This window comes from Psychrobacter sp. PL19 (assembly GCF_017875835.1).
In the GTDB taxonomy this organism is placed as follows: domain Bacteria; phylum Pseudomonadota; class Gammaproteobacteria; order Pseudomonadales; family Moraxellaceae; genus Psychrobacter.
Map to the genome: position 1 here is coordinate 62,608 of NZ_JAGING010000001.1, position 19,436 is coordinate 82,043.

A 19,436-nucleotide genomic window follows, 5' to 3' on the forward strand; every position below is an offset into this window, starting at 1 on the left:
ATTAAAAAACAGTAAAACATACTGATTAACATTACTATAAAATCGTTAAGTTGACATCGATAATGGTCTTCAGCTGTGTAGTATAGATTATCAAACCAATCTTACAATGAAGGAAATGTTAACTTATATAGCAAAAAGTATACTATATGTAGCAATGCTCAAATAAACACCATTTAAGTGATAAAAAATAGCAGGCAATTTTAAAAACTGCCTGCTATTAGTTATGATACGAACTAGGGTTGCTGATACAGATCATTAGTTAAGGTTAACGCTTAAGCGCTAATTTAAAACAAAATACGTAAGCGAATAGTCTCTTCCACATCTTTAAGCTGATCAATAGCAGCATCGGAATCATGATAATCCACGTCCATCATCAAATAACCCACACCGCCTTCAGTCATCAAGCTTTGCGCTAAGACATTGATATGCGCCTCAGCGAATAAACGGTTAACTTGTGACAATACGCCTGGTACGTTTCTATGAATGTGTAGCAGACGATGAGTCCCTTCTTTAAACGGAATCGCAACTTCTGGGAAGTTCACCGCTGTGATGGTATCGCCTTGGTCAGAATATCTAACGAACTTCTCTGCTACTTCAAAGCCGATATTGGCTTGTGCTTCTTGAGTTGAGCCCCCGATGTGCGGGGTCAAGATGACATTATCAAACTTACGTAGCGGGGATTCAAACTCTTGGTCAGCAGATTTTGGCTCTTTGGGAAAGACGTCAATTGCCGCGCCTAAGACTTGACCAGACTCAAGTACAGCCGCCAGATCATCAATATCAACACACGTACCGCGTGCGGCATTGATAAAATAGCTGCCCTCTTTCATCTGCGCGAACTGCGCCGCTTTCATCATATAGCGAGTGCTGGCCACTTCAGGAACGTGTAACGTGACGATATCTGCTTGTGACAACAGCTCATCTAAACTACCGACTTGATAAGCGTTACCTAATGGTAGCTTGGTCACGACGTCATGATAAATAACTTTCATACCGAAGCTTTCGGACAGTACCGACAGCTGTGAACCAATAGAACCATAACCGACGATACCGATCGTTTTGCCGCGCACTTCGTGAGCGTTTTTGGCAGACTTACCCCAACCACCGCGATGGACAGTGGCGTTCTTTTCAGGGATACCGCGATATAACATGATGGCTTCGGCTAATACTAGCTCAGCGACTGAACGAGTGTTTGAAAACGGGGCGTTAAAGACCGGAATACCGAACTCACGGGCCGCTTCCAAATCGACTTGGTTGGTACCAATACAGAAACAACCAATACCAATGAGCTTGTCAGCATGTTCAAGCACTTCACGGGTCAGCTGGGTACGTGAGCGGATACCAATAAAATGAGCGTCTTTAATCTTTTCGATCAGCTCATCTTGATCTAGCGCATGGCTGAGATTCTCGATATTATTGTAGCCCGCGTTTTTCAATATTTTTAGGGCATTTTCGTGTAAACCCTCAAGCAATAAAAACCGGATTTTATCTTTTTGTAATGATAACGCCATTGAAATCTGCCCTATAACTATTTTATAAATAGTGTGCTATGAGTGAAATTGAACCTGAAACGAAAACAATTCGATCATCTTACACAAAATTCAGCGCCGATGTTAGAGCGCAGGCCTAAATAAGTAGACCTAAATAAATAGTTACTATTTTATACTATGATAAACTCGCTGGTGATTATCCTATGCCAAATAACAGCGAACAATGTGCTAATATTGACCTTAAACTACTTTATAACTCATGAGACCATTATAGCTATCAGCTATAATAACCGACCATAAAGCTCGGTTATTCTGCTTATAGAGAACAAAAAAATAGTGATGCGCTGATATTTTATTATCTATAGTTAAAATACCTTAAAAACGCGACAGTACTGCTGGTATAAGATTTTTGCAGCCTCTGTCTGCCTAGGCACAGCGAGCAAGAAAAACGCAAGCCACATACCAAACGCAGACCATGTATCCATATGGTTAGCGACATTGACTCTGTAGCAGTATTATAGTCAATCAACTATAGCTGCCTTACTTATGAGCCGCTCTTACCTACTCCCTCATCTATTGTTTCAAATTAAAGAATCGAGACTACTATGACCGCATCAGAAGCCGTGACCGCATCAGAAACGCTGGTCGCTAATGCCAACATTGATACCGCTGCTGTCGACGCTATCTTAAGCACACTTATTAATAACCATCACTTTGACGCCACCCAAATCAAAATGGATGCCAAAAGCTTAGAGCACTGGGGCAAGGATTGGACCAAACATTTTGCACCTGCTCCTGCTGCGATTGTCTTCCCAAAAACCACCGAGCAAGTACAAGCATTAGTACTACTGGCCAATGAGCATAATGTGGTACTGACCCCAAGCGGTGGTCGGACGGGCTTGTCTGCGGGCGCAGTAGCGGCCAATGGCGAGATTGTAGTCAGCATGGATAAAATGAACCATATCGGTACCTTTTATCCTGCTGACCGATTGGTAGAAGTTGAAGCCGGGGTCGTGACCCAGCAGCTTCAACAGTTCGCTGAATCCAAAGACCTATATTATCCCGTCGATTTTGCCTCAGCAGGCTCAAGCCAAATGGGTGGTAATATCGGTACCAATGCAGGCGGTATCAAAGTCATCCGTTACGGTATGACCCGTCAATGGATTATGGGACTGACCGTGGTGACTGGTAAGGGCGATATCTTGAACCTCAACCGCGGTATGGTCAAAAATGCGACTGGTTATGATTTGCGTCAGCTGTTTATCGGTAGTGAAGGCACGCTCGGTCTAGTCACCCATGCACAGATTAAACTTGAGCGTCCACCGCAAGACTTGACGGTGATGGTACTGGGCATGGATAACTTTACCGATGTCATGAATGTGCTGTCTGCCTTTCAAGCTCAAATTGACCTGACTGCCTTTGAGTTTTTTGACAGTATCGCCATTGATAAATTAATGGCGCACGGTCAAGTGCAAGAACCATTCGCCTCACGCACCAAGTTTTACACCTTATTGGAGTTTGAGACGCCGTATGAGCCGATTATGGACAAGGCCATGGCGATATTCGAGCACTGTATGGAACAAGGCTGGGTGGTTGACGGGGTTATGAGTCAAAGTATCGCGCAAGCACGAGAGCTCTGGAAGCTACGCGAGTATATTTCAGAGACCATTTCGGCATTCACCCCCTATAAGAATGATGTCTCAGTGCTGATCAGTCACGTGCCTGATTTTATTGATGAGATTGATCATATTGTCAGCAGCAATTACCCTGACTTTGAAGTTTGTTGGTTCGGTCATATTGGCGATGGTAATTTGCATCTGAACATTCTAAAACCCGAAAACATGGACAAAGACCAATTCTTTACAGAATGTCAGGTGGTCAATAAGTATGTGTTTGAGATCGTGCAAAAATATGGTGGCTCAGTATCAGCCGAGCATGGCGTGGGCATGACCAAAAAGCCCTATCTACACTATAGTCGCAGTGCGACCGAGATTGAGTACTTGAAGGAGATTAAAAAAGTCTTCGATCCTAATAATATTATGAACCGGGGTAAGATTTTTGACATGTAAATAACCTGTTAAACAAGTATAGTTAAAATACCTTAAAACGCGACGGTACTGCTGGTATAAGCTTTTTGCAGCTATAGATAGCTTAGCAAGCGCTTATAAAAACAACAATAGCAAGGCCACGACAATCAGCAGACTGAGAACCCCTTGAACAATCAAAAACGCTTGATGCGGGGCAGCAATATGACGAAACATATTACCTAACGCATTATAAGTAATACCAGCGACTTTAATGTGGGGCGGGGTATTCAGGGTATTAATGACTTGTAAGAACTGTTCAGCACGCTCAGGTGTCCAGCTGTGGGGGGTAAACGGTAAAAATGGTGATAACTGAGCAACTTGTTGCTTAGTAGCAGGAGACCACAGCCAACGCTCTAAAAATAATAAGCGCATCCGCCAATCACGGAATGTGTGCTGATCGATCTCTTTTAATAATAACACTTTGATATTTTTGTGGCGATTATCTAAAGAAATACGCCGTTGTAAGGCGATGACTTGTGCTTTATTACCCTCAATACACTGCAAGAAGTTGCCATTGCCATAACATAAAATACCCGTAATATCACGCTGCTGATTATAGGCGCTAGCACTCTTTTCTACTTGCTCGAACATTGACGCACTCATTCGTCCCTTTAGGGTCAGACTACTAATATAGACCAGTCGAATCATTGCTGACTCTTCTATTTTTTCTAAAGTTTTGACCATATCAATATGATGTAGAGGCATAGTAAGATAATCCTAGAAATAGCGGCAACATGCGACTCATAAACCCAGATAAATATAAGCAATAGCTTATATCCAAGACAATTAAGTTATCAACCATACAACGTTTATTACTAAATCAGGGCATTGCAAAACTAGTGACATGGTTAGTCACTCACAAAATGGTAGCAAACGCTTACCACGTTACGCTTTTATTAATGGATGAGATTGTTATGATAGCGTGCACAGTTGCCGCTTAATAAATTGGCTCGATTCGTCATGATAGACGTTTGCAATAACGGGCAGTTGCTCTATTACTCATTGTTGCTAACAACCACAGAGCATATGGCTATCGGTTTATATTCATATTAACGGTGGTAATAGTCAATAGATTAAAAGATCATTGTTATTATTAAGGTATTGTAACGGTAACAGGTGATTATTGATATCAATTTTGACAGTTGTCTTAAGCCATTACGGAATAATTTAATATCTCAAAAATCATATCATGACTGGTAAAATAGCCTACTGTAATACCAGTAAATATAAAACCAGTCAGTACAAAAACAGGAATATCATGAGCAAAATAGAAAAAACCGATGACTTTCATCTTACGATTGCCGAAATTAAGAAAAAAGACTATCCCCAATTAAAAGTCTTAATGGATCGTGTTTATGCCAACTTAGGTGGTTCATGGTCAAAGACGACTATCCACACCTTAATTGACGCCTTTCCTGAAGGGCAAATTGCTTTGTTCGACCATGATCAGTTGATTGGGATTGTGCTGTCCATGCGGGTTGATTATGCGAAGTTTTCGAACCCCCATACTTATGATGACTTAATTGGACAAAAAGAGATCATCAAAGACAATCCAAAAGGCGATGCTATTTATGGTTTGGACGCGCTGATTGATCCTGAATATCGTGGTTATCGTCTTGGTCGCCGGCTGTATGATGCCCGTAAAGAGCTGTGCCGACAGTTGAACTTCCGTGCCATTTTAGCCGGTGGCCGAATTCCTAATTATTACAATCATAAAGACCTAACGCCAGGCGAATATATTGATGCCGTTGAATCGCGTGAAATTCACGACTCAGCATTGTCTTTCCAGCTGTCTAATGGTTTTATTGTCAAACGTATTCTGACCGCTTATTTACCTGATGACAAACAGTCTAAAGGCTTTGCGACCCTGCTTGAATGGTCTAATATTTATTACGATCCGCAGGATTATAAGCCCAATACCCGTAAGTCTGAAGTTCGGATTGGCGGTATTCAATGGCAAATGCGTGAAGTCAAATCCCCTGAGGAACTACTACAACAAGTCGAATTCTTTGTCGATGTGATGGCTGACTACAACTCTGATTTTGCTTGTCTGCCTGAGTTTTTTAATGCGCCATTGATGGGGCTATGCGAATCTACCGACCAAAACATTGCTATTCGCTTCTTAGCGGGTTATACCGAATGGTTTAAAAATGAAGTCTCGCATTTAGCGGTCACTTATAACGTCAACGTCATCGTAGGTTCTATGCCGTTGTTGGATGAGGACGATACTTTATATAACGTCAGCTATCTATGCCGCCGTGATGGTACGGTTGAAGAGCAGCGTAAAATTCATATTACCCCGCATGAGCGTAGCGCGTGGGTCATTGAAGGCGGTGATAAAGTTCAAGTATTCGATACTGATGCCGGACGTATTGGGATTTTGGTTTGCTATGATATCGAATTCCCAGAGTTGTCACGTCTGCTGGCGCTTGAGGATATGGATATTTTGTTTGTGCCGTTTTGGACCGATACCAAAAACGGCTATCTACGTGTGCGTCTCTGTGCCCAAGCCCGCGCCATCGAAAACGAGTGCTATGTGATGATTTGTGGTTCAGTGGGCAACTTGCCGCAAGTTGAAAGCCTAGATATTCAATACGCACAGTCCTCTGTCTTTTCGCCATCAGACTTTGCTTTTCCACACGATGCCATCATGGCCGAAACCACAGCCAATACTGAGATGATCTTCTTCTCTGATGTTAACCTTGATAAACTTACCCACGTTCGTAACGAAGGCTCAGTACATAACCTGCTCGATCGCCGTGACGATCTATATAGCTTGAAATGGAAGAAAAAAGCGCGCATTTCAGCCAGTCGACTAACTGATGAAGAACGCCGTGAAAACTCAGGTAGCGTGCTAGAGGGCAATCCATTACAAGGACGGGCACAAAAGCCTTAACTGTTAAAATCTTAGGTTTTACAAATCGAATTCTCAAAGAAAACGATTTAATTAAAGATTTAATAATACGGCTGACCATTCAGCCGTTTATTTTTGTCTAAGAAATGATTGATCCAACACCATACACTCAAAAAAGCAGATGTTATGACTATTGATGCCAACGACGACAACGTTAATACTAGCCATGCTGATGTAACATTAAAAAAACCACCCCGTCCTCAAAAAGGACACAAAAAACCTCCTAACAAAAGCCCCCGACAAAAGCTGCTATCAGTGCTCAAAACGGTGCTGCTGTATGGCATGGTCTTTGTGGTAGTTTATACCGCGATCAATTGGTGGCGGCAACCCGTCATGCCCGCCAACCCACAGTTACAGCTTACTGATTATCAAGGGCAGACTGTGGACTTAGCCCAGTTAAGTGCCGAAAAACCAACGCTGATATACTTTTGGGGAAGCTGGTGTCCGATATGCCGCACGACTTCTCCATCAGTAAATACCCTTGCGGCGCAAGGAAATTATCCAGTGGTAACTGTTGCCATAAAGTCAGGTACCGACCAGGAGCTACACCGCTATCTGAGCCAACATAGTTATAACTTTACGACCATCAATGATCAAAAAGGTGACATTTTCGCCGACTGGCAGGGACAAGTAACGCCATCATATGTGATATTAAAAGATGGCGAGATGACTCAAGGATTAACCGGTATCCAACCGTTATGGTCACTTAAATTACGACTTTGGTTTAGTTCACTTGGTTAAACAGTAATAACTTTTACTGGCAATATTTTTAGCTTTAGTATTAGACACTTTGGCTGATAGCTTTTAAGCAATATCCTGATTGCATTGTCTGAAAACCTATGTAAACCTTAATAATCTCTATCAAAGAAGCGATAGAATTGATCGTTAACTGCCTGTTAATCAGTCTTAGTTAGTGACTGTTTTCTCATAAATATCGAATGGCATGAAACCATAAAAACAATCTGCTACATAGGCACTTCATCGACAATAACAACAGCAATGACAATCATGCACAGTTAGCAGACTATTGGTTTTCTTCACGTTTTTATTGGTTTAACAACATAGCCAATTAAAAAGCTTAGCTTATTAATGAGCTTAGTTCTTTATAATCATAATCTAACGCTTCCGCAACCGCTTTATAAGTCACATAACCTTGAGTCGTGTTGACCCCCTTTGCAAAGGCAGGATTGTCAATACAGGCTTGCTTAAAGCCTTTTTTGGCCAGCGTTAGTACATAGGGCAAGGTGACATTAGATAGGGCCAAAGTCGCTGTACGTGGTACCGCACCAGGGATGTTGGCAACGGTATAATGGATGATGCCGTGCTTAATATAAGTCGGATTATCATGGGTAGTAATACGGTCAGTGGTTTCGAACAGACCGCCCTGGTCAATAGCGATATCAACGACAACGCCACCATCATTCATCGATTCAATCATAGCTTCAGTGACCAGCTTCGGCGCTGCTGCGCCCGGAATCAATACCGCACCGATGACCAAATCGCTATCGCGTACACTATTGGCAATATTGACTTTGGTCGACATCAGTGTCTGTACATCATTGCCAAACAGCTCAGACAGCTGTTTGAGACGTTTGGGATCTAAGTCTAAAATAATGACGTCTGCGCCCAGACCGATAGCAATTTTGGCCGCCTCCGTACCAGATACACCGCCGCCGATGATGGTAACTTTACCTTTTTTCACGCCTGGGATGCCACCGAGTAAAATCCCTTTGCCGCCATAAAAACTTTGCAAAAATTGTGCCCCAACTTGTGTGCTCATCCGCCCTGCAATCTCACTCATTGGGGTTAAGAGTGGTAATGAATTATCTGCTAACTGCACGGTCTCATAAGCGATTCCTGTTACTTTGCTATTGACCAGTGCTTTAGTAAGCTTAGGTTCAGCGGCCAAATGCAGATAAGTAAACAGGGTCAAATTTTCTCTGAAATATTGGTATTCTTCAGCTTGAGGTTCTTTGACCTTGATGACCAGCTCGACATCCCACGCTTTGGCAGCGCTATCAACGATCGTTGCGCCCACATTTTTGTAATCTTCATCAGTGAACTGTGAACCGATACCAGCATCGGTTTCGACATAAACCTGGTGGCCGTTATCGACTAAAGCGCTGACGCCGTTCGGTGGTAGACCAACACGATTTTCGTTGTTTTTAACTTCCCTTGGGATACCTATTTTCATAATTATTCCTTGCATAGTAGTTTTTGAGTGGAACTGCTTTGGGATAATACTGGCTTAATTAATGGTCTAACAACAACTAAGTGCCCTATTTTACTTATGGTCACTATGGTTAGGTCATTACTGCCATTTGGAAAATTTGGCATTCATTACCTAACACAAAGCGTGACAGTCAGCTTTTAGGTGTCAGTTTCAATTAAGTGTCAGTTTCAATATAAAGTACAGACTCAAATGACAGACGTAAGTCTAGGCGGCGACCATTTGCATAGTTATGCTCGAATATGGCTGGCAATGGTACTTGGTCGCTTAGTTTTAAGACGTTAATGGGTCTGTAATATTGCAGATAGAGTACTTAATCTACGGATAATGACGGCTTGGATGGTTTTCCAGAGGTTTAGTGCTGATGATAGTAAGTTTTACGATAATAGCGAACGAATTAAAACGTTTTTTATTACTTGAGAAAATCATGGTTACTTAAGGAGATTGTTATTTAAGAATACAGTTATATTAAGTAGCCACTGCTTTTTTACAGACTAGCTGTTGATAGCCATATTCTAACAGTTAGTTTTAGGACGCTAAAATAGATAACTGCACTAGCGTGATCAATAGTTATAGCACAGTTAATGACAGTATGGCTAGCTATAGCCTAGAAAATTAATTATCAATTACTAATAAATAGTTTTCTAACTCACAGTGGATAAACCAGCATAATAATCAAACGTTGCTAAGAATATTCATACCTTTTTATCTAAGCTTAGCGATAATAAACATCGCTCTTTTTATCTTAATATTTTACCTCAGTAGTTTTAGGCGACAAAGCAATCTTAATAAAGGTCAAACTTACTTAATAAAGGTCAAGCACCCTCTAAATAACACCTGCTTTTGTATATCACGCTACCTAAAGCCTGCATAAGATAATCACCATATCGAAAACAAAAACCCCACGGAAGTATAGGCTACCGTGGGGTTTTTTTGTACCGATCAACTGAGTAAGTAAGTTTACGGCAAGAAGCGTTTTGCAGCAGGCAGCTTATGCATTAGGATCCAATAAAGTCCGCCAGCTGGAAGCAAGCCTGCATACCAAGAGATACTTGAGAACGTCAGTGCAACTACCACGCCGACAACCATAGCAATAACTGCTGCCATATTGACGCCTTTATAAGGGCCATTTTCATCATAGAGTTTGTCAAGATCAAGCGTTTGCTTACGAATGAAATAATAATCGACGACTAAGATTGCAAATAGCGGACCTAGGAATGCCGAATAGGTTTGGATAAAAATATTTAATCCTGCAGCAGATTCGTCTTTCACTAGTTCCCAAGGGAAGGTACAAAATGCAAGCAAACCAACAATAACAGCCGCTGTTTTAAACTTAAGGTTAAAAATATCCATTAGAGCATAAGCTGGTGGCACGACGTTGTTCAAAATATTGGTCGTAACTTGTGCAAAAGCGATGAAAATCATAGTGATTACTAGCAAAGGCTTGTTATCGACTGCGCTAGAAAACACACTAATGGGATCAACTTCACCAGTGGCACTAGTGACCATCAGACCAATCAAACCCATGAACAGGGTTGCAGGTAGAATTGAGTTGGCATAGATGGCGACTTGACGGAATAGCCCAACTTCCTTGCGCAATTCGCGCGAATAGTCAGAGACGTTCAGCATCATCGTGCTGTAAACCCCTAAAAATAACATCGTTGCACCCCAAAATGGGGTACCCCAAGTACCTTCAACATTGATAAGATTGGTCGAGATGGAATCACCATACTTATTAATGACACTAAAAAACATATAGGCGAGTGAGCCAATAATGAAAACTGAACCAATATTCTCAAGCCATTTGATGCCGTGAAAACCCAGAACCGATAGGCCAATTTGTAAGAACTGAAAACCAATGAAGAAGACCACAAGGTTGTTGTAGCCAAACAAGGTATCTGACACTAGGTTCAGCGCGCCAGCCCCGATCCAGCTTTGAAAGCCAAACCATACAATGGCGGGCACTGAGCGCACTATTGCTGGAATACGGTTACCAGAAAAACCGAATGCAGACCGGCACTGCACCATAAACGGAATGCCGTACTTATGGCCGGCGCGACCATTGATCATCAGCGCCGCACCAATGACGGTACAACCGATTGTGATCGCCACCACCACTTGCAATAAGTTCAACGTACCGACCAGACCGGAGCCCACTGTAAAAGTACCAATGGATACGCAGCCACCTAGCCAAGCAAATAGATAGGACCAAGGACCCATAATACGCGTGGTTTGTGGTGCAAGACTCTCTTGCCCTACTCCTTTGTGGTCAAGTGTCTCAACCCCTGATGCGGTAGCCAGTTTTGCGTTTTGCATTATATTCTCCTTCCTTGAGAAAACGTCTCGATCAATCTAAGATTACTTAGTTTTGAATGGGTTTCGCGTAAGCACCAATTTTGCTGGTTTTTAGACCACAACCAACTAGAGCCTCAACCATACGAGTGGCAACCGTCACACCATCAATAACAGGAACACCAGTTTCTTGGGTTAACCATTCTGTCAAATCTGCCATGCCCGCACAGCCCAAGACAACGGCTTCGCAATTGTCTTCTTGAATAGCGCGCAAGATCTCATCACGAACTTTTTCACGCGCGCCTGAGCCAGGCTCTTCAAGTGCTAGTACGGGTATTGCGGCAGAACGAACACGTCTGCAGCGATGAGACAAACCATAACCGTGAATAAGTTCCTCAATCACAGGCACAGAACGAGGCAAGGTGGTAACGACACTGAACGACGTTGAAATCATGCTGGCAGCTTTAACTGCCGCTTCACAAATTCCGAGAACTGGACCCGAAAACACTTCGCGACAGGCACCAATACCAGGATCATCAAAGCAAGCAACCACCACTCCATCGATACCGTCTTCTTCAGCTTGCTTCAAGCGCGCAAGTAAACCAGGTACCGACATAGCTTCATCGTGATGCCCTTGAATAGATGCAGGGGCATCAGTCCCAGAAGCCCCAATAATTATGGTACCAGCGCTGGCTTTTTGACGCGCGCTTTCTACGATCTTATCTGTCATAGAAGTCGTCGAATTGGGGTTCATAACTAAGATTTTCATAGAGCCTCACTGTTGATCATAATATTGTTAACAACAACTATATTTTGTTAACAAACAGTATTAATCATTATTGTTAACAAAACAACCGAAAGTTTGCTTTATTTGTTGTGAAGGGGGAGATAGCACACTATAATTGCGGCCATGAATACAATAAAAGCAGAAAAACCAAGCGCTGGAACCGATGAAACCCCTGAACAGGCGATCATAAGCTCAATCACGGCTGCCGTTTCAGAACAGCGTCTACCAGCCGGAACCAAGCTGGGCGAACAGATGCTGAGTGATATTTTTAAATGTAATAGAGCCAATGTTAGGCGCGCACTTTCTACGCTTGCTACTATGCATGTGGTGCAGTTGCAGCCTAATAAAGGGGCTTTTGTCTCAACCCCTTCGCCCAAAGAAGCCTGCGATGTGTTTGAAGCGCGCCGCACGATTGAGCGCACCTTAGCGCGTAGTGTGATAAAAAATGTCTGCCTACAAGACCTCTCTGATATGCGTGATACCATCACCGCTGAGGCTAACGCGCGCGCGCAAGGCGATAAACCAGCAGAGCTGCGCCTATCACGCATATTTCATATGCATCTGGCTAAAATTGCTGACAATCAGGTTCTGGAACGATTCTTGAGCGAACTGACGCTGCGTACTACCTTGATCATTGGACTATACAACAAGGTTGGCTCTTCTAACTGCGCCGAAGATGAACATCTGGGTATCGTACAGGCGCTTGAGGCACACGATGAAGAACGCTTTATCTTATTGATTGATCAGCATTTGAATCATTTAGAGAGTGGTCTTGATTTTCAGCGTTCTGCGACCCCATTCTTTACCCTAGCAGAACAGCTGACCATCACCTCAGACTGAACGATTAAAAAGCACTTTTTGTCTGAGAGTAATGGCCTTTTTGATTCGCTCGACAGTGACTTTTAGGCGGTTTTAAAAAGGACTGATAGCTAAAAAGGACTGATAGCATTAATACCAGCGCCCGTCCATACATTCGCGAGCTTCCTTGATGTGCCATAGCAGACCGCACACATCTCGATATAACAGAAAACATCAACAATACCAACGCCTAGACAAAGAGCTAACGCCAAGCCAGTGCACATCCTTTGCACCAAATGCTGATTGCCTAGCAATCGCTTAATTCTGAGTATCATGTCCCCTATTTTTAGTTAATTATTTATCCTATAATGGGTGGCTTTGATTTTGCTGATCATGCCCACTGGTTCATGAGTCACCATTTAACCTATCAAACCCTAACCATTATCTTTCCATTGTATAAATAAAGACAAAGACGCCGACTATGACCGAATCTATCGACTATAAAGATACTCTAAACCTCGCTGACACCTCCTTTCCAATGCGAGCCAATCTGGCCAAACGCGAGCCGGACTGGCTGAATGCATGGGAAGCGGATGACGTCTATGGCAAAATTCGCCAAGCACGAGATGGTGCGCCTAAATATACGCTGCACGACGGTCCTCCGTACGCTAATGGTCAGATTCACTTGGGCCATGCGGTTAATAAAGTCCTTAAAGACATTATTGTAAAGTCAAAAACTTTATCAGGATTTGATGCGCCTTATGTTCCAGGTTGGGACTGTCATGGTCTGCCTATTGAACAAAAGGTCGAAGCGAAAGTCGGTAAAGTGGGTCAAAAAGTCTCGGCAACAGAGTTTCGTGGCCTTTGCCGTGAGTATGCCAGTAGCCAAGTAGAGCTACAAAAAGCAGACTTTAAGCGCTTGGGCATTTTTGGTGACTGGGATAATCCTTATCTAACCATGAACTTCGCGCAAGAAGCCAATATCGTACGCGCGCTGGCTAAAATTTATGACAATGGTCACGTCACCCGTGGTATGAAGCCAGTAAACTGGTGCTTGGACTGTAGTTCAGCCTTGGCGGAAGCGGAAGTGGAATATCAGGACAAGGTGTCCGATGCCATTTATGTCAGCTTTGACGTGTTAGATAGCAATGAAGTTGCTGCATTTGCTGAACTAACAGACGGTATTGCTGCAGCGATTTGGACCACCACGCCTTGGACCTTGCCTGCCAACCAAGCTATTGCCGTACATCCTGAGCATGACTATAGCGTGGTCGCTACTGAAAAAGGCAACTTACTATTAGCAACCGACTTGATTGATACTGCCTTAGCTGAACTAAGTCTAAGCAATCAAGGAATACTCGCAACGGTATCAGGCCTTGAGCTAGAGGGTCTACACGCCCAGCACCCACTTATCAAGGACCGTCAAATCCCGCTAATTTTAGGCGATCACGTGACTACCGATAGTGGTACAGGTCTAGTCCATACCGCCCCTGGTCATGGTTTAGACGATTATATTGTCGGTCTTAAATACGACTTGCCGGTTGAAAACCCAGTCAGTGGTACTGGCGTTTATTTAAGTACGGCAGCAGTATTCGCCGGCGAGCATATCTATAAAGCCAACCCGCAGATCATTGCTGCCTTGCATGAAAATGGTCATCTCCTTAGTCACACCAAAATTGAACACAGCTATCCGCATTGCTGGCGTCATAAATCACCGATTATCTTTCGGGCGACCCCGCAGTGGTTCATTAATATGGAAACCAATGGATTACGTGAGCGAGCGCTTGCAGATGTGCCATCAGTGAAATGGACCCCTGCCTGGGGACAAAGTCGTATCGAATCTATGTTAAACGGTCGTCCAGACTGGTGTATCTCACGCCAGCGTACTTGGGGCGTACCGATTGCATTCTTTACTCATAAAGAAACCGGTGAGCTGCATCCAAACACCTTGGAGCTAATGGAAGTTGCGGCACAAAGAATTGCTAAAGGTGGCGTGGAGGCCTGGTTTGACGCCAGCTGTGAAGACTTTTTGGGAGAGGACGCTGCTGATTATGATAAAGCCACCGATACGCTAGACGTCTGGTTTGATTCAGGAACGACTCACTTTACAGTACTTGAGCAGCGCGACGAGCTAACCAACCCTGCTGATATTTACCTTGAAGGCTCAGATCAGCATCGCGGTTGGTTCCAGACGTCATTGCTCACTTCTGAAGCGATGTACGAGCGTCCACCCTTTAAGCAAGTATTGACCCATGGTTTTGTGGTTGATGAAAATGGCCGTAAGATGAGTAAATCACTCGGCAATATTATCACGCCGCAAGAAGAGATCAACAAAACTGGTGCAGACATGCTGCGCTTATGGATTGCCTCTAATGACTATCGCTATGAGATGAATGCCGGCAAAACTGCATTCAAAGGTGCGATTGATATGTATCGTCGTATCCGTAATACCTTGCGCTTTTTATTGGCCAATACCGATGACTTCGATCCCGCTATTGATAGTGTCGATATTAATGAATTGGTTAGTCTCGATAAGTTCATTATCGAGCGTGCGCAAACGGTACAAGCAGAAATTATTAATGCTTATGACGCGATGGACTTTCATCAAGTGACTCAGCTTATTACCGCGTTTTGTTCACAAGACTTGGGTAGCTTCTACTTAGATATCATTAAAGATCGTCAGTACACCACTCAAGCAAATGGCCAACCACGCCGTTCCGCGCAAACAGCTATTTATCATATTGCTCAAGCGTTGATTCGTTGGATTACCCCGATTCTATCTTTTACCGCACAAGAAGCATGGGAAGTGCTACACGGTACCGAAGCAAATTCAGCGAATGGTTTTGTATTTACCCAAACCTGGTATGAATTCCCTGAGTTTGAACTCAGTGCCATTAGCAGCGACGATTGGCAGCGCATCATGGTAGCCAAAGATATGGTCAATAAGCATATCGAAACCGCCCGTAGCGACAAATTAATAAACGCTAACTTGTCCGCTGACGCAATTTTATACGCTGGTGGGGCCATGTTCGATAGCTTAGCCAAGCTTGGTGAAGAGCTACGGTTTGTCTTGATTACCAGTAGCGCCACATTGAAGCCAATGGGTGAAGCGCCTGCTGATGCTGAAACAGATAATAATACAGATAGTGCAGATGAGTTGAAAAGCTTAACGGTGACAATCAGCGCTGCCGAGGGTACTAAATGTGTTCGTTGCTGGCATGTGCGTGATGATATCGGCGTAGATTCTGCTCATCCTGAGCTGTGCGCGCGCTGCGTGACTAACGTTAGTGGTAAAGGCGAGGTACGCCATTATGCCTAATTCGTCTGATACACCCAAGCCTAGCGAACACGAGCCACTTGACGACGATAATAGTGCTAAACCACATGCGCCTACTGCTGTCCATGTTACTACCGGCAATTCGATGACTCCTATGAGTCGCTTGGTTAAGACCCCAAAGATGATTGCTAATGGCAGTAAAGCTTTTATGTGGTATCTATTGTCATTAGTGGTGTTGATCCTGGATCAATGGACAAAATGGTTGGCTGAGACCAACCTAACCTTCAATGAGCCCGTGCCGGTTATTGAGCCCATTCTTAACTGGACGCTTGCCTACAACTATGGCGCAGCATTTAGCTTTTTAGCGGATGCAGGCGGCTGGCAAAAGTGGTTTTTTTCGGGTCTAGCACTGGTTATGTCCATATTTTTGATCGGTTATCTCATCAAAGCCCCGCGCCAAGCCAAACTGTTATCTACTGGTCTAGCACTGGTTCTTGGCGGTGCAGTAGGTAATTTAATTGACCGCTTATTGCATGGCCATGTCATCGACTTTATCCATGTGCACTATCAAAACGACTGGCATTATCCGATCTTTAATATTGCCGATATGGGTATTAGTATTGGGGTGATATTAATTATCATTGATATGCTGTTTTTGGAAAAGAAGCGACACAGCTAACGTTAATTAACCAAAATTAGTCCCAAAAAAACCCCATTATAGAATGCTATGGCGGGGTTTTGGTATTAGCAGCGCAGTTGCCTATAATAAAAGGCTTAAAGAAAAAATTTCAAGTATAGTTAAAATACCTTAAAAACGCGACGGTACTGCTGGTATAGGCTTTTTGCAGCCTCTGTCTGCGTAGGCACAGCAAGCAAGAAAAACTTATGCCAGCAGTAGGTTGTGTATCGATATTACTTTTCATTGACTATACTATAATTTAATAAAATGCTCTTTAAAAGTAGATAGTTTACAGTAATGTCCTCTAAAGTAAGCAATATTATAGGAGTAATGGCTCTCAAAAAGGCAAGCCATCCTCCTTGATTAACAACACCAATAGCCCCGCCAAATTAATCAACACCGTCAAATAATAAGTCATTCGGAATTCAGGCTTTTGTGACTTATGGCGCAAGTAATTCTGCGCGACCATTGCCCCAACCCAACCACCAAGCGCACTTAAAACATGCAAAGTAGATTCAGGGGTACGCCAATCGCGACTTTGCGCCGCGGCTTTGTCTTTGGCATACATCATATAAGTGATTAGTCCTAATACTACGTACCAGCCCACTACTAACCAGCTCAGTTTATTCGTGACTGCCAGTAATATCAGTACCGCATAAAAGCCAACACCGAGAAATGAACGTTTTTTCTGCCCCGCTTCAAAGTCCGCTTGCGCGCTTCGTTTTTGGTTGCGTTGACGGATTTGCTTATTCTTTTGCGCCATTTGTTGCTGAATAAAGCCAAGCTGTTGTACTTGTCGTGCCTGCAGTCGCCCTTGACTATCTTGTCCGATAGTAAAAACCACTTGCTCACCGACATCAGGACGACATGGTGCTTTAAACTCACTAATATGAAAAAACACCGACTCGCCATCTTCAGTTTCAATAAAGCCAAAACCTTTATCCGCTTGCCATTTGCTAATAATACCCTGTTGTTTGGTGTTCATGCTTACCTGCTTTTCTTATCATTAGCGGTCATCGACTATCATTATAGCCTTTTTAGTTGCCCATAAAAAAAGCCAAGAGCAGACTCTCAACTATTTTTAATCCTGATAACCACATAATCGGGTGTAATCAACGGATTATGCTAAACTATTTAACGTGTTGATCCCTCTAATCCTATTGAATAAATAATGTGACCACTATGACTGAATCTCAATTTATCAATCCTAATGAAGACACCCGTATCAGTTATGGCAGCCTCGTTAAGCTGCATTTCGAAGTAACACTCGAGAACGGTACTATTGTTGACTCCACCTTTAGCCGTGATGCCCCAGTGACTCTGACTATCGGTGACGAAAGCTTATTGCCCGGTTTTGAGAAAGTACTAATGAACTTGCGCGCTGGCGATACACGTTCGGCCCATCTTGATCCTGAGCAGGCATTTGGCGACTGGAATCCTGATAATATCCAGCATTTTAGCCGTACTAAATTTGCACTGGTCGCAGACGATCCAGAAATTGGTATGATGATAGAATTTGAAGACAAGGGCAAAAACACCTTGCCTGGTACGATTACTGCTATCGATGACGATGAGGTAGAAGTTGATTTTAATCACCCACTTGCTGGTCAATCAGTGCTATTTAAAGTTAAGATATTTAAAGTAACGCCGCCTGGTGTGACGGGTATACAACTCGTATAACTATTAAGCGACCACCATGAAAATACACTTGTAAATAGAACGAAAAAGGACACTCGCATGCAATATCAAACACTGCCACAAATCGATGAAAAAGTCTCTAAAATTTGCTTGGGCACTATGACTTGGGGTCAGCAGAATACCGAAGATCAAGCGCATGCGCAAATGGATTTGGCACTGGCAGAAGGGGTCAACTTTTGGGATACTGCTGAGATGTACCCTTCACCACCTGATAAAGACAAGCAAGGCGATACCGAGCGCTTTATGGGTACCTGGTTTAGCAAGACCAAACAGCGCGATAAAGTGATTTTAGCTAGCAAAATATCACCGATGAGTTTTTTACGTGGGGGTCAAACGCGTTATACCGCTAAACAAATTAGCGCAGCGATTGATGATAATTTGCAGCGTTTACAAACAGATTATATCGATATTTATCAGCTGCATTGGCCAGAACGCAAAGCGAACTTCTTTGGTCAACGGGGTTATGACGAAGATATGGCGACACAGCCTTTAGAAGACTTAACGTCATTTTTGGAGACTATCTCTGCTTTAAATGATGAAATCAAAAAAGGCCGTATTCGTTCTTATGGACTATCGAACGACACTGCTTGGGGTCTCATGCGTTATCTATGGGAAGCGGATAAGAATAATTTAATTGCGCCTATTACTATTCAAAATCCGTACAGCTTACTCAACCGTCTATATGAAGTAGGATTAGCAGAAATATCGCACCGTGAGAATGTTGGTCTACTGGCCTACTCGCCACTGGGCTTCGGGGTGCTATCAGGTAAATATCTAGATGGTAAACGTCCAGCGGGTGCCCGCCTAACCGAATATGATCGCTTTGATCGTTACGCTAATGAGCAAGCAAAATCCGCTACGGTTCAGTATGCCAAGATTGCTGCTGACGCAGGGCTTGATATGGCACAGATGGCGCTATCCTTTGTTAATTCGCGCTCGTTTGTCACTAGCAACATTATTGGTGCAACCAGTATCGAGCAACTACAATCTAACATTGACAGTATCAGTCTGACCTTGAGCTCAGACGTACTTGAGGCTATTGAAGCGGTACATATGCAGCATCCTAACCCGTCACCATAGGCCTACACTACTGCCACTTTCAAAGTTTATTCTTGACATAAAAAAAGCGCAAATCATAAGAATTTGCGCTTTTTTAGTATTGACTGAATGGTTGGAAGGGTATG

General features: G+C 43.3%; 14 protein-coding genes. 8 read left to right on the top strand and 6 right to left on the bottom strand.

Annotation, left to right across the window (positions count from 1 at the left end; translation table 11 throughout):
- Positions 1-284 precede the first annotated feature (284 nt).
- Positions 285-1,517 (bottom strand): phosphoglycerate dehydrogenase, encoded by a 1,233-nt coding sequence (gene serA / locus H4W00_RS00255; RefSeq protein ID WP_334684978.1) that lies wholly within the window; start codon positions 1,515-1,517, stop codon positions 285-287.
- 578 nt (positions 1,518-2,095) lie between these two features.
- On the opposite strand from serA, the gene H4W00_RS00260 reads away from it, so the two are divergent.
- The gene (locus tag H4W00_RS00260) at positions 2,096-3,559 is read left to right on the top strand and encodes an FAD-binding oxidoreductase (RefSeq protein ID WP_209955332.1); all 1,464 of its coding nucleotides are present in this window, start codon (positions 2,096-2,098) and stop codon (positions 3,557-3,559) included.
- A 93-nt stretch (positions 3,560-3,652) separates the two neighbouring features.
- Here H4W00_RS00260 and H4W00_RS00265 read toward each other — a convergent pair whose 3' ends face one another.
- A complete protein-coding gene (locus tag H4W00_RS00265) occupies positions 3,653-4,282 on the bottom strand; it encodes a BLUF domain-containing protein (RefSeq protein ID WP_209955334.1) in 630 nt (209 codons plus the stop codon).
- A gap of 553 nt (positions 4,283-4,835) precedes the next feature.
- Between H4W00_RS00265 and H4W00_RS00270 the strand changes: the two genes are divergently transcribed.
- On the top strand, positions 4,836-6,473 hold the full coding sequence (locus tag H4W00_RS00270) for a carbon-nitrogen hydrolase family protein (protein WP_209955336.1): 1,638 nt from the start codon (positions 4,836-4,838) through the stop codon (positions 6,471-6,473).
- A gap of 300 nt (positions 6,474-6,773) precedes the next feature.
- Complete coding sequence (locus H4W00_RS00275) at positions 6,774-7,232, top strand: protein disulfide oxidoreductase (protein ID WP_334684979.1); 459 nt, start codon at positions 6,774-6,776, stop codon at positions 7,230-7,232.
- Positions 7,233-7,569: 337 nt separating this feature from the next.
- Here H4W00_RS00275 and ald read toward each other — a convergent pair whose 3' ends face one another.
- The 3 genes from ald to H4W00_RS00290 form a co-directional block, all read right to left on the bottom strand.
- Positions 7,570-8,685, bottom strand: a complete 1,116-nt coding sequence (ald, locus tag H4W00_RS00280; RefSeq protein WP_209955340.1) for an alanine dehydrogenase — start codon at positions 8,683-8,685, stop codon at positions 7,570-7,572.
- A 996-nt stretch (positions 8,686-9,681) separates the two neighbouring features.
- A complete protein-coding gene (locus H4W00_RS00285; RefSeq protein WP_209955342.1) occupies positions 9,682-11,037 on the bottom strand; it encodes an NCS1 family transporter in 1,356 nt (451 codons plus the stop codon).
- Positions 11,038-11,083: 46 nt separating this feature from the next.
- The gene (locus tag H4W00_RS00290) at positions 11,084-11,782 is read right to left on the bottom strand and encodes an aspartate/glutamate racemase family protein (protein WP_209955344.1); all 699 of its coding nucleotides are present in this window, start codon (positions 11,780-11,782) and stop codon (positions 11,084-11,086) included.
- A 141-nt stretch (positions 11,783-11,923) separates the two neighbouring features.
- On the opposite strand from H4W00_RS00290, the gene H4W00_RS00295 reads away from it, so the two are divergent.
- The 3 genes from H4W00_RS00295 (at position 11,924) to lspA (ending at position 16,554) form a co-directional block, all read left to right on the top strand.
- Positions 11,924-12,640 carry a GntR family transcriptional regulator gene (locus H4W00_RS00295; protein WP_209955345.1) on the top strand — a complete coding sequence of 239 codons (717 nt, stop codon included), beginning with the start codon at positions 11,924-11,926 and terminating at the stop codon, positions 12,638-12,640.
- A gap of 439 nt (positions 12,641-13,079) precedes the next feature.
- Positions 13,080-15,917 carry an isoleucine--tRNA ligase gene (gene ileS / locus H4W00_RS00300; protein ID WP_209955347.1) on the top strand — a complete coding sequence of 946 codons (2,838 nt, stop codon included), beginning with the start codon at positions 13,080-13,082 and terminating at the stop codon, positions 15,915-15,917.
- Positions 15,910-16,554, top strand: a complete 645-nt coding sequence (gene lspA / locus H4W00_RS00305) for a signal peptidase II (protein WP_209955349.1) — start codon at positions 15,910-15,912, stop codon at positions 16,552-16,554. Before ileS ends, lspA begins: the two co-directional genes overlap by 8 nt.
- Positions 16,555-16,891: 337 nt before the next feature.
- Here the strand turns inward: lspA and H4W00_RS00310 are convergent, their stop codons facing one another.
- Entirely contained in the window at positions 16,892-17,539 is a 648-nt protein-coding gene (locus tag H4W00_RS00310) for a DUF1294 domain-containing protein (protein ID WP_209955351.1), read from the bottom strand.
- 197 nt (positions 17,540-17,736) lie between these two features.
- Between H4W00_RS00310 and H4W00_RS00315 the strand changes: the two genes are divergently transcribed.
- Together H4W00_RS00315 and H4W00_RS00320 are read left to right on the top strand one after the other, a co-directional pair.
- Positions 17,737-18,234 (top strand): FKBP-type peptidyl-prolyl cis-trans isomerase, encoded by a 498-nt coding sequence (locus tag H4W00_RS00315; RefSeq protein ID WP_209955353.1) that lies wholly within the window; start codon positions 17,737-17,739, stop codon positions 18,232-18,234.
- A 57-nt stretch (positions 18,235-18,291) separates the two neighbouring features.
- Positions 18,292-19,332, top strand: coding sequence for an aldo/keto reductase (locus tag H4W00_RS00320; RefSeq protein ID WP_209955355.1), 1,041 nt, complete (start codon positions 18,292-18,294; stop codon positions 19,330-19,332).
- The last annotated feature ends 104 nt before the right edge of the window (positions 19,333-19,436 follow it).

Bases quoted from the DNA above. Each gene is read 5' to 3' on its own strand.
- H4W00_RS00260 (WP_209955332.1), top strand. From the start codon at position 2,096: ATGACCGCATCAGAAGCCGTGACCGCATCAGAAACGCTGGTCGCTAAT.
- H4W00_RS00265 (WP_209955334.1), bottom strand. From the start codon at position 4,282: ATGCCTCTACATCATATTGATATGGTCAAAACTTTAGAAAAAATAGAA.
- H4W00_RS00270 (WP_209955336.1), top strand. From the start codon at position 4,836: ATGAGCAAAATAGAAAAAACCGATGACTTTCATCTTACGATTGCCGAA.
- H4W00_RS00275 (WP_334684979.1), top strand. From the start codon at position 6,774: ATGGTCTTTGTGGTAGTTTATACCGCGATCAATTGGTGGCGGCAACCC.
- ald (WP_209955340.1), bottom strand. From the start codon at position 8,685: ATGAAAATAGGTATCCCAAGGGAAGTTAAAAACAACGAAAATCGTGTT.
- H4W00_RS00285 (WP_209955342.1), bottom strand. From the start codon at position 11,037: ATGCAAAACGCAAAACTGGCTACCGCATCAGGGGTTGAGACACTTGAC.
- H4W00_RS00290 (WP_209955344.1), bottom strand. From the start codon at position 11,782: ATGAAAATCTTAGTTATGAACCCCAATTCGACGACTTCTATGACAGAT.
- H4W00_RS00295 (WP_209955345.1), top strand. From the start codon at position 11,924: ATGAATACAATAAAAGCAGAAAAACCAAGCGCTGGAACCGATGAAACC.
- ileS (WP_209955347.1), top strand. From the start codon at position 13,080: ATGACCGAATCTATCGACTATAAAGATACTCTAAACCTCGCTGACACC.
- lspA (WP_209955349.1), top strand. From the start codon at position 15,910: ATGCCTAATTCGTCTGATACACCCAAGCCTAGCGAACACGAGCCACTT.
- H4W00_RS00310 (WP_209955351.1), bottom strand. From the start codon at position 17,539: ATGAACACCAAACAACAGGGTATTATTAGCAAATGGCAAGCGGATAAA.
- H4W00_RS00315 (WP_209955353.1), top strand. From the start codon at position 17,737: ATGACTGAATCTCAATTTATCAATCCTAATGAAGACACCCGTATCAGT.
- H4W00_RS00320 (WP_209955355.1), top strand. From the start codon at position 18,292: ATGCAATATCAAACACTGCCACAAATCGATGAAAAAGTCTCTAAAATT.